General features: G+C 65.3%; 22 protein-coding genes and 1 pseudogene. 12 read left to right on the top strand and 11 right to left on the bottom strand.

The window, feature by feature from the left end:
• Positions 1-202: 202 nt before the first annotated feature.
• Positions 203-874, bottom strand: a complete 672-nt coding sequence (locus ACFLEY_RS35195; RefSeq protein WP_060912956.1) for a DsbA family protein — start codon at positions 872-874, stop codon at positions 203-205.
• A 127-nt stretch (positions 875-1001) separates the two neighbouring features.
• Complete coding sequence (locus tag ACFLEY_RS35190; protein WP_011085285.1) at positions 1002-1493, bottom strand: DUF721 domain-containing protein; 492 nt, start codon at positions 1491-1493, stop codon at positions 1002-1004.
• 159 nt (positions 1494-1652) lie between these two features.
• Here ACFLEY_RS35190 and mutY point away from each other — a divergent pair, with 159 nt between their 5' ends.
• The 3 genes from mutY (at position 1653) to ACFLEY_RS35175 (ending at position 4067) form a co-directional block, all read left to right on the top strand.
• Complete coding sequence (mutY, locus tag ACFLEY_RS35185) at positions 1653-2771, top strand: A/G-specific adenine glycosylase (protein ID WP_211433975.1); 1119 nt, start codon at positions 1653-1655, stop codon at positions 2769-2771.
• Between the two features lie 53 nt (positions 2772-2824).
• Entirely contained in the window at positions 2825-3244 is a 420-nt protein-coding gene (locus ACFLEY_RS35180) for a PaaI family thioesterase (protein ID WP_011085287.1), read from the top strand.
• Positions 3245-3629: 385 nt separating this feature from the next.
• Positions 3630-4067, top strand: a complete 438-nt coding sequence (locus ACFLEY_RS35175) for a cupin domain-containing protein (protein ID WP_060910844.1) — start codon at positions 3630-3632, stop codon at positions 4065-4067.
• A gap of 41 nt (positions 4068-4108) precedes the next feature.
• Here the strand turns inward: ACFLEY_RS35175 and ACFLEY_RS35170 are convergent, their stop codons facing one another.
• A complete protein-coding gene (locus ACFLEY_RS35170; protein ID WP_060910845.1) occupies positions 4109-5395 on the bottom strand; it encodes a flavin-dependent oxidoreductase in 1287 nt (428 codons plus the stop codon).
• Between the two features lie 128 nt (positions 5396-5523).
• Between ACFLEY_RS35170 and ACFLEY_RS35165 the strand changes: the two genes are divergently transcribed.
• A complete protein-coding gene (locus ACFLEY_RS35165) occupies positions 5524-6144 on the top strand; it encodes a glutathione S-transferase family protein (protein WP_011085290.1) in 621 nt (206 codons plus the stop codon).
• A 92-nt stretch (positions 6145-6236) separates the two neighbouring features.
• Here the strand turns inward: ACFLEY_RS35165 and ACFLEY_RS35160 are convergent.
• Positions 6237-7153: pseudogene (locus ACFLEY_RS35160) on the bottom strand (LysR family transcriptional regulator).
• A 91-nt stretch (positions 7154-7244) separates the two neighbouring features.
• On the opposite strand from ACFLEY_RS35160, the gene ACFLEY_RS35155 reads away from it, so the two are divergent.
• The 4 genes from ACFLEY_RS35155 to ACFLEY_RS35140 all read left to right on the top strand — a co-directional run bounded on the left by ACFLEY_RS35155 (position 7245) and on the right by ACFLEY_RS35140 (position 12703).
• The gene (locus ACFLEY_RS35155; RefSeq protein WP_028175016.1) at positions 7245-7688 is read left to right on the top strand and encodes a nuclear transport factor 2 family protein; all 444 of its coding nucleotides are present in this window, start codon (positions 7245-7247) and stop codon (positions 7686-7688) included.
• A 53-nt stretch (positions 7689-7741) separates the two neighbouring features.
• Positions 7742-7909, top strand: coding sequence for a DUF1127 domain-containing protein (locus ACFLEY_RS35150; protein WP_082757218.1), 168 nt, complete (start codon positions 7742-7744; stop codon positions 7907-7909).
• 348 nt (positions 7910-8257) lie between these two features.
• Complete coding sequence (locus ACFLEY_RS35145) at positions 8258-10267, top strand: methyl-accepting chemotaxis protein (protein WP_396604344.1); 2010 nt, start codon at positions 8258-8260, stop codon at positions 10265-10267.
• A gap of 426 nt (positions 10268-10693) precedes the next feature.
• Positions 10694-12703 (top strand): methyl-accepting chemotaxis protein, encoded by a 2010-nt coding sequence (locus ACFLEY_RS35140; RefSeq protein WP_060912957.1) that lies wholly within the window; start codon positions 10694-10696, stop codon positions 12701-12703.
• A 70-nt stretch (positions 12704-12773) separates the two neighbouring features.
• Here ACFLEY_RS35140 and ACFLEY_RS35135 read toward each other — a convergent pair whose 3' ends face one another.
• The 3 genes from ACFLEY_RS35135 to ACFLEY_RS35125 form a co-directional block, all read right to left on the bottom strand.
• Positions 12774-13460, bottom strand: coding sequence for a glutathione S-transferase family protein (locus tag ACFLEY_RS35135; protein ID WP_060910849.1), 687 nt, complete (start codon positions 13458-13460; stop codon positions 12774-12776).
• Between the two features lie 132 nt (positions 13461-13592).
• A complete protein-coding gene (locus ACFLEY_RS35130; protein ID WP_060910850.1) occupies positions 13593-13919 on the bottom strand; it encodes a hypothetical protein in 327 nt (108 codons plus the stop codon).
• Between the two features lie 212 nt (positions 13920-14131).
• Complete coding sequence (locus ACFLEY_RS35125; protein ID WP_011085296.1) at positions 14132-15262, bottom strand: site-specific DNA-methyltransferase; 1131 nt, start codon at positions 15260-15262, stop codon at positions 14132-14134.
• 392 nt (positions 15263-15654) lie between these two features.
• Between ACFLEY_RS35125 and ACFLEY_RS35120 the strand changes: the two genes are divergently transcribed.
• Together ACFLEY_RS35120 and moaB are read left to right on the top strand one after the other, a co-directional pair.
• Complete coding sequence (locus ACFLEY_RS35120; RefSeq protein WP_011085297.1) at positions 15655-16596, top strand: neutral zinc metallopeptidase; 942 nt, start codon at positions 15655-15657, stop codon at positions 16594-16596.
• A gap of 258 nt (positions 16597-16854) precedes the next feature.
• Positions 16855-17418: a molybdenum cofactor biosynthesis protein B gene (gene moaB / locus ACFLEY_RS35115; protein WP_060910851.1), complete on the top strand. Its 564-nt coding sequence runs from the start codon at positions 16855-16857 to the stop codon at positions 17416-17418.
• Between the two features lie 210 nt (positions 17419-17628).
• Here moaB and ACFLEY_RS35110 read toward each other — a convergent pair whose 3' ends face one another.
• From ACFLEY_RS35110 to ACFLEY_RS35100, 3 genes are all read right to left on the bottom strand, one after another.
• Positions 17629-17769, bottom strand: a complete 141-nt coding sequence (locus tag ACFLEY_RS35110) for a hypothetical protein (RefSeq protein WP_156149833.1) — start codon at positions 17767-17769, stop codon at positions 17629-17631.
• The gene (locus ACFLEY_RS35105; protein ID WP_011085299.1) at positions 17769-18743 is read right to left on the bottom strand and encodes a helix-turn-helix domain-containing GNAT family N-acetyltransferase; all 975 of its coding nucleotides are present in this window, start codon (positions 18741-18743) and stop codon (positions 17769-17771) included. The genes ACFLEY_RS35110 and ACFLEY_RS35105 overlap by 1 nt, the downstream gene beginning before the upstream one ends.
• Positions 18744-18818: 75 nt before the next feature.
• The gene (locus ACFLEY_RS35100) at positions 18819-19394 is read right to left on the bottom strand and encodes a glycosyl transferase (RefSeq protein WP_011085300.1); all 576 of its coding nucleotides are present in this window, start codon (positions 19392-19394) and stop codon (positions 18819-18821) included.
• 332 nt (positions 19395-19726) lie between these two features.
• Between ACFLEY_RS35100 and ACFLEY_RS35095 the strand changes: the two genes are divergently transcribed.
• Complete coding sequence (locus ACFLEY_RS35095; RefSeq protein WP_060910852.1) at positions 19727-20566, top strand: RMD1 family protein; 840 nt, start codon at positions 19727-19729, stop codon at positions 20564-20566.
• Here ACFLEY_RS35095 and ACFLEY_RS35090 read toward each other — a convergent pair.
• The gene (locus ACFLEY_RS35090; protein WP_060910853.1) at positions 20560-22176 is read right to left on the bottom strand and encodes a PEP/pyruvate-binding domain-containing protein; all 1617 of its coding nucleotides are present in this window, start codon (positions 22174-22176) and stop codon (positions 20560-20562) included. The genes ACFLEY_RS35095 and ACFLEY_RS35090 overlap by 7 nt on opposite strands.
• A 55-nt stretch (positions 22177-22231) precedes the next feature.
• On the opposite strand from ACFLEY_RS35090, the gene ACFLEY_RS35085 reads away from it, so the two are divergent.
• Positions 22232-23296, top strand: coding sequence for an IS630-like element ISRj1 family transposase (locus ACFLEY_RS35085; RefSeq protein ID WP_026192128.1), 1065 nt, complete (start codon positions 22232-22234; stop codon positions 23294-23296).
• The last annotated feature ends 6 nt before the right edge of the window (positions 23297-23302 follow it).

Genomic DNA, 23302 nt, shown 5'->3' with positions numbered 1-23302 from the left:
TGGCAGGCGCGAATCCCCCTGCCGGGACAATACCATGGAAGGCAATGTCGCTATCCGGGCGAGTCGCGCGAGGCGCCTCATGCGGCTGGACAATGGCCGCGGTGCGCCGCGAGGGCAACCGGCGAAAGCCGCTTTTCCCAAGGGATTTATCCCGGGAATGATACGGCTTTCGAGATGCGAATCAGGCGTTGCGGGCGAAGAATCAGCTCTTCAGCAGCGGATTGATCTTCTTGGCGAATTCCTCGAACGAGGCCTCGCCCTTGATCTTCTCGCCGTTGATAAAGAACGTCGGCGTCGAATCCACCTTCAAAACGTCGCTGGCGTATTTCTGGTCGGCGGCGATCTTGTCGAGCAGCGCCTGGTCCTTCAGGCAGGCTTCGACCTGCTGCTGGGTGAGGCCGGCCTGCTTGCCGATCCGCGTCAGGGTCTCGGTGGTGTTCTTCATCACCCAGTCGTTCTGCTGCCGGAACAGCATGTCGGTGACAGCGAAGTATTTCGGCGCATCGCCATTGGCGATGCAGCGCGACAGCATCGAGCCGGCGGCGGCTTTGATGTCGAGCGGGAACTCGCGGAAGACGTAACGCACCTTGCCGGTGTCGATGTATTCCGCCTTGATCTTGGGGAACACCTGCTCGTTGAAGGCCGCGCAATGCGGGCAGGTCATCGAGGCGAATTCGGTGATGGTGACGGCGGCGTCCTTCGGGCCGAGCGCCATGTCGGGCAGCGACACGGGCTTGGCCACGTCACCGGCGGCCTGCGCCATTGCTTCGGGGATCATGGCCTCGGAGATGAACCGCAATGGGGAGAACCCGGCGACCGCGGCAAGCCCGGTCAGCGACAGCATCGTGGTGAAGGCGCGGCGGGTGATGATCAAGGTCGGCTCCCGGATTGGCGTGGTCTTGCCCGAAGTTCCCATTTGGGCGGCCTGTCGCTAGCTTGAAACGTCGTTTGAGGCAATGGCGGGCCGCGGGAACGGGTCCAGATTGACCGCGAAATGAGGCTCAATTTCGCTTGATGGCCGCCCCGAGCCGCGCCAGCGCCGACTTGAGCTGTTCATCTTCGATGTCCCCGAGGGTCTCCTCCACCTTGGCGACACTCTTGGGGTCCGGCGGGCCCGGCCGGACCGGCCGCTTGGCGCGCGACAGGGGGGCCTGGCGGAAGGCGAGCTTGCCGACCGCGCTCCAGCCGAAGAAGCGGTTGACCCGCTCCAGGATCACATCCGCGGAATGCTGGATCTCCAGCGCCATCGGCCCCTCGACCCGCAGCACCAGCGTGGCCGGCTCCTGCGGCTGGCCCTCGACCGGTCGCGGCCATTGCATCTTGAGGGGCTCGGCATGCGCCGCGATCTCTGCTCCGGCAATCTGCGCCCAGCGCGTCACCAACTCGCGCGCGGCAAAGCCCTGTTTGGCGTACGCCTCGGCAAAGACGTCGTTGAGCAGCAGCGAGAGCGGCTTGGCGCTGATGGGGCCCGGCTTGGGTGGGAATTTGGACATGGACCCTTATAGCATTGCGGCGTGAGAGCCACAGGCTCTTCGCCGTCATGGCGGGCTCGTCCCGGCCATCCACGTTCTCTTGCGAAGAAAGACGTGGATGCCCGCGACAAGCGCGGGCGTGACGTGGAGAGGTCGGGGCGTTGTCGTTACAGTGGGAGCATGAGCCCCAAATCCGCCCTGAAGGCGAAATCGGAACCCAGTCAGCCGGAGACCGCATCGCGCCCCTTGGCGCTGCTCGCCTGGTATGACCGCCACCGCCGCCACCTGCCGTGGCGGGCGGCGTCTGGTGAGGCATCGGACCCTTACCGCGTGTGGTTGTCCGAGATCATGCTCCAGCAGACCACGGTAAAGGCGGTCGGCCCTTACTTCGAAAAATTCGTCGCGCGCTGGCCTGATGTCACCGCGCTGGGGCGGGCTTCGCAGGACGACGTGCTGCGGATGTGGGCGGGGCTCGGCTATTACTCCCGTGCGCGCAATCTCCATGCCTGCGCGGTCGCGGTGACGCGCGAGCATGGCGGCGTCTTTCCCGACACGGAGGAGGGGCTGCGCGCGCTGCCGGGCATCGGGCCTTACACCGCGGCTGCGATCGCCGCGATCGCCTTCGATCGGCGCACCATGCCGGTCGACGGCAATATCGAGCGGGTGGTGTCGCGCTTGTTCGCGGTCGAGGAGGAACTGCCGCAATCAAAACCGCTGATCCAGCAACTGGCGGCGACGCTCCTTGCCGACGCCCGCGCCGGTGATAGCGCACAGGCATTGATGGATCTCGGCTCTTCGATTTGCACGCCGAAGAAGCCGGCCTGCTCGCTGTGTCCGCTGAACGATGATTGCATCGCACGCGCGCAAGGCACGCAGGAGAGTTTTCCGCGCAAGGCGCCGAAGAAGAGCGGGACGCTGCGGCGCGGCGCTGCCTTCGTCGTGACGCGCGGCGACGAACTGCTGGTCCGCAGCCGGCCCGAAAAGGGCCTGCTCGGGGGCATGACGGAGGTGCCGGGCTCGGACTGGCTCGCCGGTCAGGAGGACGCGACGGCGAAGCAGCAGGCGCCCGCGCTGAAGGGCCTGTCGCGCTGGCAGCGCAGGGTGGGCGTCGTCACCCACGTCTTCACGCATTTTCCGCTGGAACTGGTGGTCTATACCGCCAAGGCAGAAGCTCGCACGCGGGCACCCGCGGGCATGCGCTGGGTGCCGATCGCGACGCTGGCCGGCGAAGCGCTGCCCAACGTCATGCGCAAGGTGATCGCGCACGGATTGCGCCTCCCGCCGGCCCCATCCTCCTGACACCACGCTGGCAGCAGGGCCGCGTTAACAGGGGGCGACACGGAGGCTCCCCAATGGTCAAGACCGCGCTCGACAACTTTCCCAGGCCGCCCTGTGCCGAGCTGCTGGGATGGCGCCTGCTCGATGCCCGTCCGGAGGACGGCTGGATCAAGCTCGGCTTCGAGGGCAAGCCCGAATTCTGCAATCCGGCCGGCTTCATCCAGGGCGGCATGCTCTCGGCCATGCTCGACGACACCATGGGCCCGGCCGTGCTGGTGATGAGCGAGGGCCGGCTCTACACCACCACCATCAGCATGACCGTGAACTTCCTGAGCCCCGCAAAGCCCGGCCCGATCATCGGCGAGGCGACGGTGACGCAACTCGGCAAGACCATTGCCTTCGTCGAGGCTAGGCTGATGACCGAGGACGGCACCGTGCTTGCCACCGCGACCGCGAGCGAGCGGCTGCTGGAAGCGGCGAGAGTGGTTCGCTGATCCAGGTGCGGCGGGCCCATTCTGCTCGAATAGGAGGGGATGCCTCGCGCAGCGCGGAAGCGGACCGAGATCTACCCGCGCGTGCAATCGCAGAATTTGCTCGCGAATTCCTTGCGCACGCAATGAGCGTGCGGATTGTTGTCGGCTCTAGTAACGCGAGCATTTGACTCGCGCATATTGTCGCAGCCCGCAGAGAAAACAGGTGGATACGCGCAATCCGCAGGCGAATCGCGACGGTCGAGGCGTCATCGACGTGACTTGCGGCAAATTGACCAATTCATATTTTTGGCGGAAACTTTGAATGTTGCTGCCCCCGATAAAAATTTCACAAACCTGAACGGGATGATTGTCAAGCTGCGCGTTATTTGAGGCCTTGAGGTGAGTCATGGCGCTTGCGCTTATTGAGACCGGTCACACCAACGTCGATCTTAAACCGTCCCCGATTGAGCCATCCTGGATCATTGAAGGAAACCCGGAAGCGCGCTCGCACCTGCTGTCAACCAGCGCGTGCGGCACCGCCACGACCCTGATCTGGTCCTGCACCACGGGCAAGTTCAACTGGTACTACGATCTCGACGAGACGATCATGATCCTTGAAGGATCAACGGTGATCGAGAGCGATGGCATGCCACCGAAGCGCTACGGTGTCGGCGACGTTGTCTTTTTCCGCGAGGGCGCGCACGCCAAATGGCACATCGAAGACTATGTGAAAAAGGTCGCCTTCCTGCGCCAGACCAATCCCGTCGGGCTCGGTTACGCTATCCGTGCCATCAACAAGCTTAAGCGCATGTCGTCAACCTTGGGCGGTCGTCGCTCCACCTAACCCGCGCCCGTCAACGGCATTGCGGGGTGTGAAGCAACGACCTAGGTGCTCGCGCCTCTCGCATCGGCGCGCCGCGGCACGATCGGCGGCTTGGCATTCAGCGCCTCGACCTGGAACCCCGCGACGCGCTTGTAGTTCGCGGCGATGTCTTCCAGCTCGTGCTGCGACAGCACGTCGGTGACGACCTCAAAGCCGTCGGGCGCGCGCTTTTCGACCAGTTGCATCACCTGCTCGGGTCCGTTCTTGCGGTTGAGCAGGACGAGGTCGGTGGTCGCCGGCCTCCGCTCGGCCTCGTAGGCGAGCAGCGCTGCCTGCGTCGGGCCATGCGCCAGGATCTCGCGGGTGATGACGCGGGCATCGAGGATCGCCTGCGAGGCGCCGTTCGATCCGATCGGGTACATCGGATGCGCGGCATCCCCCATCAGCGTGACGCGGCCGAACGTCCACTGCGACACCGGATCGCGGTCCACCAGCGGATATTCGTAGGCGTGCGGGCAGTTCCGGATCAGACCGGGCACGTCGAGCCAGTCGAACTGCCAGCTCTCGAACCACGGCAAGAACTCCTCCAGCCGCGCGGTGCGGTTATAGTCCTCGCGTCGCCACTGGTAGGTCGGCGGCATGTGGCGCTCGGCGACCCAGTTGATCAGATGGTTGCCCGCCGCATCCGGCACCTTGCTGATCGGGTAGCAGACGAATTTCAGGATCTCGTGCCCGGCCATGATCATGGTGCGGCCGGTGAGGAATGCCTTTGCCGGCGTCACGCCGCGCCAGAGGATGCGGCCGTTCCAGATCGGCGGGCCTTCATCGGGATAGAGCTTTTCTCGTGCGGCGGAATGGATGCCGTCGGCGGCGATCATGATCGCGCCTTCGTAGGTGCCTGCGGCCTTGCCGGTCGCCTTGTCGATGAAATCGGCGCGGACGCCGTCCGCTGTCTCGGTCCAGCCGGTCAGATGATGGCTGGTGAGGATGCTGTCGCGGCCGAGCCGCTCGATTGCGGTGTCGAGCAGGAGCTGCTGCAGCGTGCCGCGATGGATCGAGAATTGCGGCCATTTGTAGCCGGCCTCCAGCCCGCGCGGCTCACTCCAGATCGGCTTGCCGTGCTTGGAGAAGTAGGCGAGCTCGCTTGTGCGCACGCCGCTGGCATCGAGCTTGTCGATCAGCCCGAGCTCGGTCAGCTCGCGCACGGCATGCGGCAGCACGTTGATGCCGACGCCGAGTGGTTTCAGCTCCGCGACGCTCTCGAACACTTTTACGGGAACGCCGATTCCGTGCAGGCTGAGCGCAAGCGTCAGCCCGCCGATGCCGCCGCCGGCGATGAGTACCGTCATGACAAAGCCCCTCCGATTGCGGGCGTCTTGGCACAGGCGGGCGGATGTGGGCAACTGCGAAGAGGATGTCGTGCTATGGACCTCGGAGCCGACAGTCGTTAATTTCCAATTTTCCCATGAGGTCCGACATGCTCAAGCTCTACTACGCCACCGGCACCTGCGCGCTCGCCACCTACATCACCCTGGAGGAGGCCGGCGCCGACTACACGGCTGAACGGCTGAGCTTCAAGGACAATCAGCAGAACAGCCCGGACTATCTCGCCATCAACCCGAAGGGCCGCGTGCCCGCGCTGGTGACCGACCGCGGCGTCCTGACCGAGACGCCGGCGATGCTGGCCTATATCGCGCAGACCTTTCCCAAGGCGAAGCTCGCGCCGCTCGACGATCCCTTCGACTTCGCCCAGGTGCAGTCGTTCAATTCCTATCTCTGCTCGACCGTGCACATCAACCATGCGCACAAGATGCGCGGCGCGCGCTGGGCGACACAGGAGAGCTCGTTCGCCGACATGAAGGCGATGGTGCCGAAGACCATGGGCGCCTGCTTCGCCCTGATCGAGCAGAAGATGTTTAGGGGGCCGTGGGTGATGGGCGATCAGTTCACGATCTGCGATCCCTATCTTTACACCCTGTCGACCTGGCTCGAAGGCGACAGCGTCGACATCAACGCCACGCCGAAGATCGCCGATCATTTCAAGCGGATGTCGGAACGGCCTGCCGTGCGCAAGGTGATGGACGCGCAGAAGGCGTAAGAGCGTAGCCGTATATTCCCCTGTCGTCCCGGATCGGCGCGCGCTTGGGGCGCGCTTGTCCGGGACGACACCGTGCTTGTTGAAGCTGCATCCTATTCGGCCCTCCGCTTCTCCAACTCCCGTCCCGTCTCCAGCATCAGCCGCCGCAGCCAGATCGAGCCGGATCCATCTGCGCGCGGGTCGGATAGAACATGAACTGCTCGTCGATGCCGGGGTCGAGCGGTGGGGTCACGGTGACGAGGCCGAGCTGCCTCGACAGCGCCGCGATCAGCCGGCGCGGCACGAAGGCGACAAGGTCGGTGCGGGCGGCGACGTGCAGCGCTTCGAGATAGCCTGACACGACGAGTGTAATGTGCCGCTCGATGCCCTTGGCTCGCAGCCAGGTGTCGATCAGATCCTCACTATTGCCCCGGATGATCACGCCGACATGGCGCGCGGCGAGGAACGTCTCGCGCCGCTTCAGCTTGGCTCCCATGGGATGGCCGCGCCGCACCGCCAGCGCGTCGCTGTCGGTGTAGAGCAGCTGGCGGTGAAAGCCCTTGAAGGCGTTGCCGATCGAGATCACGAGGTCGATGGTGCGGGCGAACTCGGCGTGGAAGATCGCAGGCCCCCGCCACGGCACGACATCGATGCGGACGTTGGGCGCGGCCCGCGTCACTTTCTCCATCAAGGGCGGCATCAACAGCTCGACCGCGAGATCCGGCATCATCAGGCGGAATTGCCGTTCGCTGCGCGCGGCGTCGAATTCATCCGGCACGAACAGCCCGCGCACCTGATCGAGCGCCTGTGCCAACGGCGCGCGCAGGGCCTGTGCCCGCGGCGTCAGCTCCATGCGCGCGCCGGTGCGCACCAGCAGCGGGTCGCCGAAGATGTCGCGCAGGCGTTGCAACGCGTGGCTCGTCGCCGGCTGTGACAGGCCGATCCTCATGGCCGCGCGGCTGACATTGGCTTCGCGCAGCAGCGCGTCGAGTGCGGTCAAGAGGTTCAGGTCAAGCGAATTCAAATTCATGAGGCGAATAGATATCATATTGGCTATCGATTTGAAGAATGCTGATCGGCGGACGATGATCTCCCCGACGCCACCACACGGAGATGCCGCCATGAGCGCTGCCGCCAACAAGAAACTGATGCAGGATATTTTCGCCGCCGCCGCCAACCCCGATCCGGGCGCGCGCGACCGCGCCCTGTTCGCCGCAAGCCTCGCCGACGATGCCAGATGGGTCGTGACCGGCCAGTATTCCTGGTCGCGCACCTTCACCGGCAAGGAAGCGATCCTCAACGATCTGCACGGCTATGTGCGCACCCGCCTGCGCGACCGGACGCGCACCGTTGCCCACCGCTTTATCGCCGATGGCGACATCGTCGTGGTCGAAGCCAAGGGCGACAACGTCACGCCGGAAGGCGTGCGCTACGACAACGATTACTGCCTGGTGTTTCGCCTGGAGGGCGGCAGGATCAAGGAGATCCGGGAATATTGCGACTCGGTCCTGACCGAGAAGGCGCTCGGCCCGTTTCCGCAAACACCCGCGAGGGCCGCGAGCTGACCGGATTGATCGACGTCGCGCCGACCGACCGACCCGGTCCGTTACGGCCGTCAATGGTCGTGCGGGCCTGGCGGACGCTGGTGGAGATCATGCGGATCCGGCGGGAGCGGTCCCGGGCCCGGTGCCAGCTCGCTGCCATGACCGAGCGGGAGCTGCAGGACTGCGGGATGACCCGGTCGGAGATTGCGTACGAGCTGCATAAGCCCCGCCGGCGAAGTTAAGATCGGAAGGCGTTGCCTCGCCCCCGCTGGAAGCGGTCGAGAATGCGCTTGGCAAAATGACGCAGGGGCGGCCTGACGAATGTCCATCGGGACGCTCCATGCAGCGATCTGCATGCGCCTGCGGGCCTTGCGCCAAAACCTTGCGCAACTGCCGATAAAATCAGCAGTTCTGCTGCGATCCTTCGCGCGCACGCGCGAAGGATTAGAAGGTTCAATTAACGAGTGTCCCCCATTGTGTCGCGGTGCAGCGTGGGTCGCCGAGCAACGACCCACGGCTGCCAGGTGGCCGGTGACGATCGCCGGACGTTCGGCCGCTCGAATTCACATGCATCTGGGTGGACAGTGGGAATGCCGAAATTTCGTTTGCGGATCAGGGGACGCCTGTACGCAGGCTTCATGGCCTTGGTGGCGGTCGGTCTCGTGATGGCGGTGGTCGCCATCTGGAACTTGCGGGCCGTGCAGGATCAGGTCGCAAAACTCTCGGCGTTCTCGGACAGCACGGCGCGGGTTCTGGAGATCTCGACCCATCTCCAGGCGATCCAGCGGGCCAATCTGCGCTACATCTACGACGCCAGCGAACCTGCGATGAAGGAAGCTTCTGAACGGGAAGCCGCGGCGACCGAGCTGTTGAAGGTCGGAGCGCAGGGGACGGCCTCCGAGGAGCGGCGTAAGCTCTACGAAGATCTCATCACCGACATCGCCAGGATGCGGAGCCTGCGTGACAATCTCGGCGACGCCGTCAACGAGGCGCGAACCGGCAAGGCGACGCTGTTGCCGAGCGGCGACGAACTGACCGTCAAGATGGGCAAGCTGGTCGATACGGCGCGCGCAGCCGTTGACGAAGACACCGCGGCCCTCGTTGCGGACCTCGAATCCAGGCTCCTTCTCGTCCAGATCGCGAACTGGCGTTTCTTGGCCTTGCGCGACACCAAGGGGCCGGCCAACTTCAGGACGAATGTCGACAGGGCCATGCAGCGGCTCACGGCGCTCGAAAAGAGCCCGCAGGCGACGGAATTGCGCGCCACGCTCGCGCCGGTGAAGACCTCGCTCGGAATCTACAAATCCGCGTTCGAGACGACGTCGGCCGCGATGCTCCAAGCCGACGAGATCTATCACAAGAACCTCGCCCCGCTCATCGTCGAGAGCATCGGCAAGCTCAAGGTCGCCGAAACCACCCTGAAGAAGGACTACAAGGATTCGCGTACCACCGCCGAAGCCGTGATCGAGGGCACGACGTCCGTGCAGGCGATCGCGGGCGGCCTCGCCGTTCTGTTCGGGTTGATCGTCGCCTTCCTGATCGCCCGCAGCATCGTCGGTCCCCTGACCTCGATGACGCGCGCGATGGGGCTGCTCGCCGGTGGCAATCTCGAGGTCGAGATTCCCGGCCGCGGCAAGGCCGACGAGATCGGCGACATGGCCAAGGCGATCGAGGTGTTCAAGAACAACATGGTCGACACCGAGCGCATGCGCGCGGAGCAGGTGGAGGTCGAGGCGCGGCAGGCCGAGGGCCGCAAGAAAGACATGGTCCGGCTCGCCGACCAGTTCGAGCAGGCGGTCGGCGAGATCGTCGACACCGTGTCGTCGGCATCGAACGAGTTGGAGGCCTCGGCCGGCACGTTGGCCACGACCGCCTCGCGGGCCCAGGACCTGTCCACGGAAGTCGCCAGCGCCTCACAAGAGGCCTCGGCCAACGTACAGGCGGTTGCCTCCGCGACCGAGGAGCTGTCCTCCTCGGTTTCGGAGATCGCCCGCCAGGTGCAGGAATCCGCCCGCATCGCCAGCGAGGCCGTGGGGCAGGCGAGCAGGACCAACGACCGGGTCGGCGAGCTCTCCAAGGCCGCCGCCCGCATCGGCGACGTGGTCGAGCTGATCAGCACCATCGCCGGCCAGACCAATCTGCTGGCGCTGAACGCCACCATCGAGGCGGCGCGCGCGGGCGAGGCCGGCCGCGGCTTTGCCGTGGTCGCCTCCGAGGTCAAGGCGCTGGCTGAGCAGACCGCGAAGGCCACCGGTGAGATCGGCCAGCAGATTTCCAACATCCAGGCCGCTACCGAGCAATCCGTCGGCGCCATCAGGGAGATCAGCGGCACCATCGAGCGGCTGTCGGAAATCTCCTCGACGGTTGCCGCGGCCGTCGAACAGCAGGGCGCGGCGACGCAGGAAATCTCCCGCAACGTCCAGCAGGCGGCTCACGGCACCCAGCGCGTCTCGACCAATATCGGCGACGTGCAGCGCGGCGCCTCCGAGACCGGTTCGGCCTCCTCGCAGGTGCTCTCGGCGGCGCGCTCGCTGTCGGCCGACAGCAACCGGCTGAAGCAGGAGGTCGCCAGGTTCCTGAACTCGGTCCACGCCGCCTGATCGGCGCGGGCGTCTCAAGAGCAAAGGTCCACGCGCATGCGCGTGGACCTGCGCGGCGCGGGTGGATCCTTCAGCTCGATCGCGCGGGCAGCTGCTCGATGCCCGGATAAATTCGTCGATACAATTTTGCTGGGCGTGCGACTCGCACTGCGCCCTGGCGCAAACCGCGTCGGACAGTTTCGATTGCCACATTCCTGTTTAGATGATTGCAGACCTGGCGGTGCCCGCCATCTCCGCGGGCATTCTTTCGTGCGATCCTCCGTAGTCGACGCGTGGCAAATGCAGCATTGAATTAAGAAGTATTCTTCATGGTGTCGCGGTGCAGCGCGAATCTCCGAAAGGTGATTGCGGCTGGGCGGGGGGCCGCTGCGACGTCGGGGAGTCGTTCGGTTGCTCCATCTCTCTTGCTATGGATGGACGGTGAAGATGCCGAGCTTGCGTTTCAGAATCCGGGGGCGTCTCTACGCCGGATTTTCGGTTCTCGTTGTCGTTGGCTTGATCATGGCCGCGGTCGCGATCTGGAATTTGTGGGCGGTCCAGGGCCAGATGGCGCGGCTATCCGCACTCTCGGACAACACGGCCCGCGTCCAGGAAATCTCGATCAACCTCCAGGCGCTGCGGCGCGCCAATCTCCGCTACATCTATGACGCCAACGAGCCGGCCTTCAAGGAGGCTGCGGAGCGGGAGGGGGCGACGGTGGAGCTGCTGAAGGACGCGGCCAAGTCGACGGTCTCCGAGGAGCGGCTCAAGATCTACAATGGCCTGATCGGTGACGTCGAAAAGATGAAGTCCCTGCGCGAGCGCATGGGCGCTGCGGTCAACGAGACGGCGAAAGGCAAGGCTGTTCTGCTCGCCGGCGGCGATGAGCTGACCGCCAACACCGGCAAGCTCGTCGACGCCGCGCGTGAAACCGGCGATACCAGCGTGACCGCCCCCGTCGCCGATCTCGAATCCAAGATCCTGCTGGTTCGTGTCGCAAACTGGCGCTTCCTCGCCGTCCGGGACGCAAAGGGGCCGGCGACCTTCAGGACCAATGTCGATCGGGCGCAGCAAGCGCTCAAGTCACTGGAGGGGGCCGGTCTGCCGAACGAGGTCAAGGCCGCGTTCGGACCGATCAAGAGCTCGCTTTCGGCCTACAAGGCGGCGTTCGAGACGACCTCCGCCGCAATCCTCCAGGCCGATGAAATCTACCGCAACAGTATCGCTCCCCTGATCGGCGAAAGCGTCGACAAGCTCAAGGTGGCGGAGACCGGATTGAAGGCCGACTACCAGAAGTCGCGCGCGGCCGCCGATGGCGTCATTGCCAATACGACCTGGATCCAGGAAGTCGCCGGCGGCCTTGCGATCCTGTTCGGCAGCCTCGTCGCCTTCCTGATCGCGCGCAGCATCGTCGGACCGCTGACCACGATGACCCGGGCGATGGGAGCCCTCGCCGGTGGCAATCTCGAGGTCGAGATTCCGGGCCGTGGCAATCGCGACGAGATCGGCGACATGGCCAAGGCGATCCAGGTGTTCAAGGAGAGCATGGTCGAGACCGAGCGCCTGCGTCACGAGCAGGTCGAGGTCGAGGCGCGGCAGGCGGAGGGCCGCAAGGCCGACATGAGAAATCTGGCCAACCAGTTCGAACGTGCGGTCGGCGAGATCGTCGACACCGTGTCGTCGGCGTCGAACGAATTGGAGGCCTCGGCCGGCACGTTGACCACGACCGCCTCGCGGGCCCAGGACCTGTCCACGGAGGTCGCCAGCGCCTCTCAAGAGGCCTCGGCCAACGTACAGGCGGTTGCCTCCGCGACCGAAGAGCTCTCCTCCTCTGTCGGCGAGATCGCCCGCCAGGTGCAGGAATCCGCCCGCATCGCCAGCGAGGCGGTCGGGCAGGCGAGCAGGACCAACGATCGGGTCGGCGAGCTCTCCAAGGCGGCCGCCCGCATCGGCGACGTGGTCGAGCTGATCAGCACCATCGCCGGCCAGACCAATCTGCTGGCGCTGAACGCCACCATCGAGGCGGCGCGCGCGGGCGAGGCCGGCCGCGGCTTTGCCGTGGTCGCCTCCGAGGTCAAGGCGCTGGCTGAGCAGACCGCGAAGGCGACCGGTGAGATCGGCCAGCAGATTTCCAACATCCAGGCCGCTACCGAGCAATCCGTCGGCGCCATCAGGGAGATCAGCGGCACCATCGAGCGGCTGTCGGAAATCTCCTCGACGGTTGCCGCGGCCGTCGAACAGCAGGGCGCGGCGACGCAGGAAATCTCCCGCAACGTCCAGCAGGCGGCTCACGGCACCCAGCGCGTCTCGACCAATATCGGCGACGTGCAGCGCGGCGCTTCCGAGACTGGCTCGGCCTCCTCGCAGGTGCTCTCGGCGGCGCGCTCGCTGTCAGCCGACAGCAATCGGCTGAAGCAGGAGGTCGCCAGGTTCCTGAACTCGGTCCACGCCGCCTGATCGGCGCGGGCGTTTCAAAAGCAAAGGTCCACGCGCATGCGCGTGGACCCGGGTTGAAGGCGTGGCGCGATCAGGCGACCTTGGTCATCATGTGCTTGAACATGTTGGCGCGCGCTTCGTCGTCCATCTCGGCCTTGAAGGTGAACTTGTCCTTGAGCCCGATCGCGCGCACAGCCGCAGGGCGCGCCGAGATCTCGTCGACCAGGCGCTTTACGTTCGGATATCGTGCAAAGGCGTCGTCGCCGAGCTTGAATGGCACCATCCGCGCCCAGCCCCACAGCGCCATGTCGACGATCGAATAGCTGTCGCCGACCATGTAGCGGTGGTCTTTGAGGTGGCCGTCGAGAATCTTGTAGTGGCGATCGGTCTCGTACTGATAGCGGTTATGGGCGTAGTCGTGGTTCTGATCCTTCGGCGCGAAATGCTTGAAGTGCACGGCCTGGCCCGAATACGGGCCGACGCCGGTGGCGATGAACATCAGCCATGACAGCGTCTCGCCGCGCAACGACGCGGCGGGCAGGAATTTTCCGGTTTTCTCGGCGAGATAGAGCAGGATGGCGTTCGAGTCGAACACGATCGTGCCGCCGTCGTCGATCGCCGGCACCTTGCCGTTCGGATTGATCTTGAGGAACTCCGGCGTGAACTGCTCGCCCTTGCGGGTGTCGATCTTCACCGGCTCGAAAGGAAGGCCGGACTCTTCGAGATAAAGCGCGACCTTGGTCGGGTTCGGCGAACCGTTGAAATAGAATTTGAGCATCACACATCTCCCCAGTGTTTCTTGCCGAGAGTGAACGCAGCGTCATTGCCGCGGGGCCGGCCTGTCTTGCCTGAAGCTCGTCGGGGAGGGCAACCGGCGAGTTTGCCGGGCGGTACCTGCGCGCCGCGCAGATCAGCCGACGTAACAAAGGCCGATCGCCGCCGTAATAATCATCCCGGCGCCGACGGCTTCCAGCCGCAGCCCGAGCCGCGCGGCAAGATGCATGTCGGAGGCCCGTGCCGATCGCTCCGATCCGCGCGAGTAGCCGTGCACGATGACGTCGTGATTGAAATCGTCGTGCGCCTCGTTGCTGCTGGCGAGTCCGACGCAGACCACGAGCACGCCGAACAGAGCGAGGCCGAAAAATCCCAGCAGCGCGATCAGGAACATCGGAAACATGCCGAGCAGGAAGATCGGCAGCAGCGGCACCAGCAGCAAGGTCTCGGACTGTCGTCGCATGAGAGCCAACCGGTCAGGACGGGGCTGATCGGTCGAATCTAGTCCTGGTTCCGCTGGCTTTCAACCACCGCTGTCACTCCGGGGCGCGCCTCTTGGCGCGAGCTATGATGCGCAATTGCGCATCTGAGAGTCCATTGGGCGGCGTGTGCTTCGGTTCGATGGATTCCGGGTTCTCGCTTCGCGAGCCCCGGAATGACGGAGGAGAGGGAGGACTACTCCGCCGCCATGCCGGAGCGGATCTCGGCGCGGAGCTCGTCGATCAGCTTGAGACCCTTCTTGGTCTCGACATGCCAGAAGGTCCAGCCGTTGCAGGCCTGCGCGCCCTGCGCCACCGCGCCGATGCGGTGGATCGAGCCGACCTTGTCGCCGAACATGATGGCGCCGTCGGCGCGGACCAGGGCGCCGAGCTTCTTCTTGGCGTCGAACAGCTTCGTGCCGGGCATGATCATGCCGCGCTCGATCAGCTCGGAGAACGCGACCCGCGGCGCCTCGCGCGCGGTCATGAACGGGGCAAGGCTTGCCTCCGGCAGCGGCTCGACCGCGGCGATGCGGGCCTCGGCGGCCTTGGCGTAGGTCTTGTCGCGCTCGAAGCCGATATAGGAGCGGCCGAGACGTTTGGCGACGGCGCCGGTGGTGCCGGTGCCGTTGAAGGGGTCGATCACGAGATCGCCGGGCTTCGATGACGACAGCAGCACGCGCGCGAGCAGGCCTTCCGGCTTCTGCGTCGGATGCACTTTCTTGCCGTCGGCGCCCTTGAGGCGCTCCTCGCCGGTGCAGAGCGGGATCAGCCAGTCGGAACGTGCCTGCACGTCCTCGTTGGCGGCCTTCAGCGCTTCGTAGTTGAAGGTGTAGCCCTTGGCCTTCTCGTCGCGCGCGGCCCAGATCATGGTCTCGTGCGCGTTGGTGAAGCGGCGGCCGCGGAAGTTCGGCATCGGGTTGGTCTTGCGCCAGACGATGTCGTTCAGGAGCCAGAAACCGAGGTCCTGCATGATCGCGCCGACGCGGAAGATGTTGTGATAGGAGCCGATCACCCAGATCGTCGCCGACGGCTTCATCGCGCGGCGGGCGGCAAGCAGCCAGGCGCGGGTGAAATCGTCATAGGCGGAGAATGAATCGAACTTGTCCCAGTCGTCGTTGACGGCATCGACATGGGATTCGTCGGGGCGCTTCAGATCGCCCTTGAGCTGGAGATTGTACGGCGGATCTGCGAACACCAGATCGACCGAACCAGCCTGAAGCTTCGACATCTCGGCGACGCAATCACCGAGGATGATGCGATGCGACGAAGACTCAAAATTTGTGCGGGGCGCCCTTGCAGACGCCCCGCGACGCGACTCTACCATGACTCAAGAACTCTGACTCAGGCGACGCTGTCGGCGACGCGGGACCAAACAACCGACTGACCGTTACATTGAAGGGGCAAAGTAAAAATCGACTTAATCCGCCGCTTTCGTGTGCAGGCCTCGCATCGCGTGTCGTGCGTGGTTCGCTGTTCGCATTCGCCGAGTTTTACAGTGTATTTCTCGTTTCTTCGCGCTGCGGGAGCAGCTGGAGCTGCGAAACGACTCCAAATTTCTCTCGGAAAAAATTGCTGGCATCGGCATGCTGCCGCACTAGGCAATAATTGCCGAGCGGGATATTGATAAAGGCAACGGAAATTTTACGTATGTGGCGCGTTGAGCTTTGTCGCATTTGCGCCCAATTGACGCCATCAAGGACTTAAGGGAAGCCCGCCATGCGCTACGATGATTTCCGCCGCAGCGACGACATCGAGGATCGTCGCGACGAAGGCGGCGGCGGGTTTGGCGGCGGCGGAGGCGGCGGGTTCGGCCTGCCCATGGGCGGCGGCGGGCTCGGCATCGGCACCATCATCGTGCTCGGCCTGATCGGCTACGCCTTCGGCATCGATCCGCGCATCCTGATCGGCGGCGCCGAGATCCTCACCGGCGGCGGCCAGGCGCCGAGCTACCAGACCGATCGCCAGTCGACGTCGGCCAAGCGCGGCGCGCCGACCGACGAGATGGGCAGCATGATCTCCGGCATCCTCGGCGAGATCGACGACCGCTGGAGCGAGATCTTCCAGGCCAGCGGCCAGTCCTACACCGGTCCGAAGATCGTGCTGTTCCGCAACGCCACCAATGGCGGCCGCTGCGGCATGGCGCAGTCGGCGATGGGCCCGTTCTACTGTCCGCCGGATCGCACCATCTTCCTCGACACCGGCTTCTTCCGCGAGGTCGAGACGCGCTTCCGCGGCTGCTCCGGCAAGTCGGCTTGCAATTTCACCACCGCCTACATCATCGCGCATGAAGCCGGCCACCACATCCAGAACCTGCTCGGCATCATTCCGCGCGTGACGCGGCTTCAGCAGCAGGCCGGCAGCAAGGCCGAGGCCAACGCGCTCCAGGTCAAGGTGGAGTTGCAGGCGGACTGTCTGTCCGGCGTCTGGGTCAACCGCGAGGCGAAGAAGCGTCCGAACTTCCTGGAAGCCGGCGACATCGACGCCGCGCTGACCACGGCCAGTGCGATCGGCGACGACACGCTCCAGCGTCAGGCCACCGGACGCGTCGTGCCCGATTCCTTCACCCATGGCTCGGCCGCGCAGCGCAAGCAATGGTTCATGACCGGCTACCAGCAGGGCACGGTCCAGGCCTGCAACACGTTCGGCGGCGGGTCGTAGTACACTGGACTTCGTGCCCCGGACGTAGCGCAGCACGAACTATGATGCCCAATTGCGCATCCGGGAATGCAGGAGTAGTGGCGTCATCCTGAGGTGCTCGCCTCTTCGGCGAGCCTCGAAGGATGGCGAGCTCCCGGCCCATCCTTCGAGGTGCGCCCTTGCGGTGCCCTTGCGCCGCACGAGCGCGCACCTCCCGAGCGAACGCAAATGCGTTCGTCCGGGGATGACGGCGGTGGCCGGGGAAACAGGAGTGAAGTCGTGGCCTCGATCGACGAAGCAAAACAGTTCATCCCGCTCAACATCGCGGTGCTGACCGTCTCCGACACGCGCGCGCTCGCCGACGACAAGTCCGGCCAGACGCTGGCCGACCGCCTCACCGGCGCGGGCCATCATCTTGCCGCGCGCGAGATCGTCACCGACGACGTCGAGGCGATCCGCGCCGTCATCCGCCGCTGGATTGCAGATCGCGGCGTCGACGTCGTCATCACCACCGGCGGCACCGGCTTCACCGGGCGCGACGTCACGCCGGAGGCGATCGAGCCCTTGTTCGAGAAACGCATGGACGGTTTCTCGATCGCATTCCACATGCTGAGCCACGCCAAGATCGGCACCTCGACGATCCAGAGCCGCGCCACCGCGGGCGTTGCCGGGGCAACCTACATCTTCTGCCTGCCCGGCTCTCCCGGCGCCTGCCGCGACGGCTGGGACGGCATTCTCGCCGCTCAGCTCGACTACCGCACGCGCCCCTGCAATTTCGTCGAGATCATGCCGCGCCTCGACGAGCATCTGCGCCGGCCGAAGGCGCAAGGCGCGACGGTGTAGTTGCCGGCGTTGACGCTTTCTTCCCTTCTCCCCCTTGTGGGAGAAGGTGGCGCGAAGCGCCGGATGAGGGGTTCCCTCCGCGGAGACCTGTGCTCGCGGAGACATACCCCTCACCCATCTGAGCCCGCGTCTACCGGCGTCGCTGCCCTCTCCCACAAGGGGCGAGGGCATAGCGATGCGCATCTCGCTCTTTGCGACACTCGTTCTCGACTAGAATTTGCTGGTCAGCGAACTCCACACCATCAGCCACATCTGCCGGCACGCCTCCGCGTGCAGGCGTCGCGCCCGGCGCTTGTAGAGATCGACGAGCTCTCCGGTGATGCGGTGCGCGGATTGGTGCCGCTGGTGCATCAGAGATCGCGCTCCCAGGTTTCGCCGACGAGGTTCTGGCCGAAGCTGCGGTGCGGCTCGGTGGCGACCAGCTTGAAGCCGGCATCCTGATAGATTTTTCGCGCGGCTGTGAGATTGCTCTGCGTCCACAGTGTCATCCGCCGATAGCCGCAGGCCCGTGCGAACGACACGCATTCGGCGACCAGCCGCTGGCCGAGACCCTGTCCGCGTGCGGCGGGGTCGAGCAGCAGCAGCCGCAGCTTGGCGACGTCGTCGCTGGCCTTCACCAGGAACACCGAGCCGACCGGGCGGCCCTCGATGTCGGCGATCCAGCAGCGCTCGCGCGAGGCATCGTAGGAGGTCATGTATTTGGCGACGATCTCGGCCACCAGCGCCTCGAAGCCGGAATCGAAGCCGTATTCGCCGGCATAGAGCGCGCCGTGGCTCTGCACCACCCAGCCCATGTCGCCGGGGCGGGGATCGCGCAGGATCGCGCGCGGCGCCGGCGCGCGCGGCAAAGCGAGCAGCCGCTCGATCGTCTCCATCGCTCCGGTGAGCCGCCTGCGCTCCTCGTCCGGCAGCGGCCGCAGCATCGCGGCGACGTCTTCCTGGGACGAGCGCTCCAGCTTGGCGAAGGCCTGGCGGCCCTTTGCGGTCAGGCTGAGCTGAACCTGCCGGCGGTCGCTGGCAAGCGGCTTGCGCGCGATCAGGCCGCTCTCGTCGAAATTCTGCACGATGCGGCTGAGATAGCCGGCGTCGAGCCCGAGCGCGATGCCGATCTCCTTGGCCGATTGCTCGCCTCCATGGGCGAGCTCGTAGAGCACGCGCGCCTCGCTCAGCGAGAACGGGCTCTTCAGGAGCTGCTGGTCGAGAACGCCGAGCTTGTGGGTGTAGAAGCGGTTGAAGGCGCGGACCGCCTGAACCTGGTCGTCGGCGACCTGTCCGGCCGCAGCGCTTGATGACGACGAGCTTGATGGCAGAGGGCTTGATGGCATGGGTCACCTCAACACTTGCCATTGTCAAGCAATTATTTGACTTTGGCAAGTATCAAGAGTGAGTACGAAGTGGCTTCAGCCGACCATGACGATCCGGCTGCGCAGCATGGTCCGGGACGAGCGGCCGAGCCGGCGCAGCAGCCGCGCCTCGGAGCGGCGGGCCTGGGGCGGGTAGCCGCCGATCCGGTCGTAATGGTCACGCGCGATCAAAAGTCCCTGATCGCCGAGCGGGCCGACCAGCTTGCGGGCCACGGCGCGGAGCATGTCGCGAAATCCGGTGTCGGCGTAGGGCGAGCGGGCGTAGCGGAACACCGCCGCGCGGTCCCGGCCGCTGCTCGCGACGGCCTGGATGAATTGGGTGGTCTCCTCGATCCAGCCGGTTTCCAGCACCGCGCCTGCGGGCAGGAACATCAGCCAGGCCGACCGGGCCTGGAGCGCACCGGCGGCCAGCGCCGCGCCCTGCGAGGATCCCTCGAAGCCGATGAAACGGCAGCCGGCGACGTCGGCCACGCGCTCGATGACGCCGTTGCGGGTGCCGTCGACCAGGAGCACTTCCCGGACGATGCCCGCGGCGGCGCCGGGGACCAGCGCGGCCAGAGTTGCGACCGCCGTCTGCTCGACGCCCTCGGTCGGAATGATGACGCTCAGCATGGTTGAGGCTTCGATGTCCGCACTTCGGGAGAAGCGTAACTTGTTATGATGTTGTCATAAACACGCGGCAATGCCGAGTGCAACTTTTCGGCGGGGGCTCCGCCGTTCGATGGTAAACTGCCAGAGCCATCGCATCCAAAGATGTCCCGCGCGGGATGGCAATGTTGCTGAATATTTCGGCGCAGCTTTGTCTTGACCGTATTAACCCGGAGTTTCGTTCCGATATTGCGCGCCACGCAGGCGGATCGCAATCCTACGAGAGGAGGATGCGAGTGGAACGACGCCCGGGAACGGGAAAAGCAGGCAATCCATTGTGCTGAAGAGGGCTTCGTATGACTGCCGATCAACTTGCTGTTAGCGCGCCGTCGACATCTCCCAGGCCGGCCGCCGCGCCGACCTTGCGGGTCCGGGCGCTGATGCTGGGCGACCGCATCAATGCTTCGGGCCTCGAGCTCGGCGCGCTGGTGTCGTCGACGCCGGCCGCCTTCCGCGTCCATGCCGGCCTTGCCGTGATCTTCCGCTACGGCGTCGTGGTGCTGATCGGCCTGTTGCCTTCGGAGGAGAAGGTGCTGATCGACAGCCTGAAGCCGCGCGTGATCGGCGAGCTCAGCCCCTATGAGGAAGAGACCGCGCAGGCGCAGCTCTGCAACGACGAGAACGCCGAGGTGATCCAGCCGGGCGGGCCGATCTGCCTCGCCAAATTCTCCGACGACCGGTTGCTTCTGGTTGCCGACGCGCTCGCCAAGAGCACGTCGCTGGCGCGCGACGAACGGCGTGTCGCGGCCGTGTTCGACGTCATCGAGCCGTTCGCGCGCGAGCTCGCCGAGCGCGGCCGCACGCCGCGCCGGCGCAGGGCCATTCTGCAACTGATCGGCAACGCGCTGCTGGTGCAGCAGCGCGTCGCCGGCCGCGTCGCCGTCGCCGAGAAGCCCGACGTGCTCTGGGAGAAGCCCGAGCTCGACCGGCTCTATGCCCGCCTCGAAGACGAGTACGAATTGAAGGAGCGCCTCGACACGCTCGAGCGCAAGCTCACCGCCGTGTCCGAGACGGCCAATGCGCTGACAGACATCATCGACACCGAGCGCTCGTTGCGTCTCGAGATCGCCGTGGTGGTGCTGATCCTGATCGAGGTCGCGATCGGGTGTATCCAGATCTTCGCCGGCATTCACTGAGCCGCGGCGGCGCGTGCCGGCGGATCGAGGTCGCCGGCCTGCGATTGCCATTTCGCGATCTCGGCGAGTTCGGCGTCGGGGCGCGTCTCCACCGTGCGGCAGCGTCCGAGATAGAGTTGTCCCGCATCGCCCTCGATCGTGATCCAGTCGCCCTCCGACAATGTCGCGTCGGCAAGCTGGGCCTGCCGCGCGACAGGATCGATCTTCAGCGCGTGACAGCCGACCACGCAGGGCTTGCCCATCTGCCGCGCCACCAGCGCCGCATGCGAGGTCCGCGCGCCGACCGCCGTGACGATGCCGGCCGCCACCGCGAAGCCTGCGACGTCCGCGGTGCTGGTATCGGGACGCAGCAGGATGACCGGATCGCCTGTGGCCGACAGGCGCTGGGCGCTTTCGGCGTCGAAGACCGCGCGGCCGACGCCGATGCCCCCGGACGCGCCGATGCCGATCGCCGCCGGCTCGCCCGCGCAGACCAGTGCGGTCGCGGCGAGCGAGGCGAGGTCGATCCCGGCGATCCGCTCCAGCGCCTCGTCCTGCGTGATCAGCCCCTCATGCACGAGGTCGATCGCGATCCTGACCGCCGCACGCGGCGTTCGCTTGGCCGCGCGCGTCTGGAGGATCCACAGCCTGCCATCCTCGACGGTGAACTCGACGTCCTGCACGTCGCAAAATTCACGCTCGAGCCGCTTCAGGATATCGCCAAGCTCGGCCTCGGTCCGCGGCAGTGCGCGCACGATCGCATCCTCGGCGTCGGGGGAGCGGCGCCCGGACACGACGTCCTCGCCCTGCGCATCGAGCACGAGATCGATCATCGGGCGCGGTGCGCCGGTCGAAGGATCGCGCGAGAAGGCCACGCCGGCACCCGATGCCAGCCCGCCATTGCCGAACACCATCGCCTGCACCGTGACGGCGGTGCCCTGGAGCCCTTCGAGTTGCTGGAGTTTCCGATAGGTCTTCGCCCGCTCGCTCGTCCAGGACCGGTAGACGGCTTGCGCCGCGGCCTCGAGCTGCGCGACCGCATCCTCGAGCCACCCATCGGCGTGATCCTCGACCAGCGACTGTTCGTCGCCGGCAAGCCGCTCCAGCGCTTCGCTGTCGAGCGCGCGATCGTTCTCGGCACCTTCGGCCTCGACCAGTTCCGAGATGCGGGCCGCGAATGCGGCGGCATCCAGCCCGAGTACCGTCTCGCCAAAGCTCTCCAGGAAGCGCCGCCGGCAGTCCCAGGCGAGCCGCGGCCGGCCGGTCGCACGGATCAGGCCGTGCACGGCATCCGACGTGCAGCCGACATTGAGCACGGTGTCGAGCATGCCCGGCATCGATCGGGCGGCGCCCGAGCGCACCGAGACCAGCAGCGGCAGCCGCCGGTCGCCGAACCGCCTTCCGGTCGCGCTCTCCAGGAAGGCAATTCCTTCCTTGAGCCCGTCGCTCAGATGACGCTCCGCATGCGCGTGCCCCGCGATGATGTCGGCGCAGAGCTTGACCGGCAGCACGAAAGCCGGCGGCACCGGCAGGCCCAGCGCCGCCATCCGGGCTAGGTTGGCGGCCTTGGCGCCGATCTCCTCGGCGGGACGCAGTTCGGTCGCCTCGGCGCCGATACGCACGATATGCATGGTGCTTCCCCCTAACCCACTTTTCTTGGAACGTGAGTCGTGATTCAAGGTCGGGATGATACCCGAAGCAAGAGAAGTCCACCTTTCGAGGAAAGATCGCAAGGTGCTTGAGGCGTGCTGTCGCTCACCGGTGACGTTGCAGCGCGATTTGAAGCGGGCGCGGATAGTTCTGTTGGCGGCGGATGGGCGCAGCACCCGGTCGATCGCCAAGGAAGTTGGGGTCCAGCCGCGGATTGTCAGCCTTTGGCGGCATCGCTATGCCGACCATGGCCTTGAAGGGCTGCAAGACAAGCCGCGGCCTGGCAAGCAGCCGATCTATACGAAGACGACCGACAAGCGGATTCTGAAGCTGCTGGATAAGCCGCCACCGCAAGGGTTTGCGCGCTGGACCGGCCCCCTGCTGGCCGAGGCGCTGGGCGATGTCGATGTCCAATATGTCTGGCGGTTCCTGCGCAGCCACAAGATTGACCTGGTGGCTCGCAAGTCCTGGTGCGAGAGCAACGACCCGAACTTTACGGCCAAAGCCGCCGATGTTGTCGGCCTCTATGTCGCGCCGCCGGCGAAGGCCATTGTGCTGTGCGTGGACGAGAAGCCCTCGATCCAGGCTTTGGAGCGAGCGCAGGGTTATCTGAAGTTGCCCAATGGCCGCGCCTTGACCGGCCAAAGCCACGATTACAAGCGGCATGGCACCACAACATTGTTTGCGGCGCTCGAAGTCGCCACCGGAAAGATCATCGCGACCCATTCAAAACGCCGGCGCCGCGTCGAGTTTCTCGATTTCATGAACAGCGTCACCGCGGCTTTTCCGAACCGCAAGCTTCACGTCATCCTCGACAACCTCAACACCCATAAAAAGAACGAGGACTGGCTCAAGGCCCACCCCAACGTGCAATTTCATTTCACGCCGACAAGTGCGTCATGGCTCAATCAGGTCGAAGTATGGTTTTCCATCTTGCAGGGGCAGTCGCTCAGCGGCACCTCCTTCACGAGCCTCAAGCAGCTTCAGGAACACATCGATGCCTACGTCAACGCATACAACGACAGAGCCGAGCCCTTCGTCTGGACCAAGAAAAAGGTCCGTCAACGCCGTTTCAAAGGCCGCCGTATCACTCAGCTCTGATTCCGG

The sequence above is a fragment of the Bradyrhizobium sp. YCK136 genome (assembly GCF_044570075.1).
GTDB lineage: Bacteria > Pseudomonadota > Alphaproteobacteria > Rhizobiales > Xanthobacteraceae > Bradyrhizobium > Bradyrhizobium diazoefficiens.
The sequence above is the reverse complement of the archived record's forward strand: the minus strand, read 5'-3'. Positions and strand labels throughout refer to the sequence as shown.

Coding starts and splice junctions, on each gene's coding strand:
- ACFLEY_RS35190 (WP_011085285.1), bottom strand. CDS start 1,493: ATGTCCAAATTCCCACCCAAGCCGGGCCCCATCAGCGCCAAGCCGCTC.
- mutY (WP_211433975.1), top strand. CDS start 1,653: ATGAGCCCCAAATCCGCCCTGAAGGCGAAATCGGAACCCAGTCAGCCG.
- ACFLEY_RS35180 (WP_011085287.1), top strand. CDS start 2,825: ATGGTCAAGACCGCGCTCGACAACTTTCCCAGGCCGCCCTGTGCCGAG.
- ACFLEY_RS35175 (WP_060910844.1), top strand. CDS start 3,630: ATGGCGCTTGCGCTTATTGAGACCGGTCACACCAACGTCGATCTTAAA.
- ACFLEY_RS35170 (WP_060910845.1), bottom strand. CDS start 5,395: ATGACGGTACTCATCGCCGGCGGCGGCATCGGCGGGCTGACGCTTGCG.
- ACFLEY_RS35165 (WP_011085290.1), top strand. CDS start 5,524: ATGCTCAAGCTCTACTACGCCACCGGCACCTGCGCGCTCGCCACCTAC.
- ACFLEY_RS35155 (WP_028175016.1), top strand. CDS start 7,245: ATGAGCGCTGCCGCCAACAAGAAACTGATGCAGGATATTTTCGCCGCC.
- ACFLEY_RS35150 (WP_082757218.1), top strand. CDS start 7,742: ATGGTCGTGCGGGCCTGGCGGACGCTGGTGGAGATCATGCGGATCCGG.
- ACFLEY_RS35145 (WP_396604344.1), top strand. CDS start 8,258: ATGCCGAAATTTCGTTTGCGGATCAGGGGACGCCTGTACGCAGGCTTC.
- ACFLEY_RS35140 (WP_060912957.1), top strand. CDS start 10,694: ATGCCGAGCTTGCGTTTCAGAATCCGGGGGCGTCTCTACGCCGGATTT.
- ACFLEY_RS35135 (WP_060910849.1), bottom strand. CDS start 13,460: ATGCTCAAATTCTATTTCAACGGTTCGCCGAACCCGACCAAGGTCGCG.
- ACFLEY_RS35130 (WP_060910850.1), bottom strand. CDS start 13,919: ATGCGACGACAGTCCGAGACCTTGCTGCTGGTGCCGCTGCTGCCGATC.
- ACFLEY_RS35125 (WP_011085296.1), bottom strand. CDS start 15,262: ATGGTAGAGTCGCGTCGCGGGGCGTCTGCAAGGGCGCCCCGCACAAAT.
- ACFLEY_RS35120 (WP_011085297.1), top strand. CDS start 15,655: ATGCGCTACGATGATTTCCGCCGCAGCGACGACATCGAGGATCGTCGC.
- ACFLEY_RS35110 (WP_156149833.1), bottom strand. CDS start 17,769: ATGCACCAGCGGCACCAATCCGCGCACCGCATCACCGGAGAGCTCGTC.
- ACFLEY_RS35105 (WP_011085299.1), bottom strand. CDS start 18,743: ATGCCATCAAGCCCTCTGCCATCAAGCTCGTCGTCATCAAGCGCTGCG.
- ACFLEY_RS35100 (WP_011085300.1), bottom strand. CDS start 19,394: ATGCTGAGCGTCATCATTCCGACCGAGGGCGTCGAGCAGACGGCGGTC.
- ACFLEY_RS35095 (WP_060910852.1), top strand. CDS start 19,727: ATGACTGCCGATCAACTTGCTGTTAGCGCGCCGTCGACATCTCCCAGG.
- ACFLEY_RS35090 (WP_060910853.1), bottom strand. CDS start 22,176: ATGCATATCGTGCGTATCGGCGCCGAGGCGACCGAACTGCGTCCCGCC.
- ACFLEY_RS35085 (WP_026192128.1), top strand. CDS start 22,232: ATGATACCCGAAGCAAGAGAAGTCCACCTTTCGAGGAAAGATCGCAAG.